Source organism: Streptomyces gottesmaniae (genome assembly GCF_031845845.1).
In the GTDB taxonomy this organism is placed as follows: domain Bacteria; phylum Actinomycetota; class Actinomycetes; order Streptomycetales; family Streptomycetaceae; genus Streptomyces; species Streptomyces akebiae.
Window position 1 is genome coordinate 1 of the sequence record NZ_JAVRFJ010000114.1, and the last position, 479, is coordinate 479.

Annotated in this window: 1 pseudogene; it reads right to left on the bottom strand. The window is 72.4% G+C overall.

Annotation, left to right across the window (positions count from 1 at the left end):
* Positions 1-77 precede the first annotated feature (77 nt).
* Positions 78-479: pseudogene (locus RM704_RS44635) on the bottom strand (immune inhibitor A domain-containing protein); the annotation flags it as partial.

Genomic DNA, 479 nt, shown 5'->3' on the forward strand with positions numbered 1-479 from the left:
GGGTACGGACCGCCCGGGGCCTCGGGGTCCGATCACCCGATTTCGCTACACCGTGTCAGTCCCCGTTGATCCTGGATTCACTCGTCCAGGGCACGCAGTGCCGCGCGGACGAGGGCCGCCCGGTCGGCCGGCGCGGTGAGGTGCTCCAGGCCGAAGCCCAGGAGCACGGTGTCGTCCGTGGTGACCGCGCCGTGGGTCTGGAACAGGGTTCCGGTGCGGGTCCAGTTCTTCAGGACGGCCGGGCTGCCCGGGGGCGGCCCGGTGACCCGCCAGGCGCCCAGCGAGGTCTCGAAGCCCTCGGTCCCGGTCGCGGTGCCGCCGACGACCAGCGAGGCCTCGTCGGCGAGGACACCGCGTCCGCCGTTGCCCGGGTCGGTGACGTAGGCGATCGACACGTCCACGGACTTCCCGGCGTAGGCGCTCAGGTCGAACTCGACCTGCCGCCAGCCCTCGGAGGAGCCGGTGAGGCTGTTCCACTT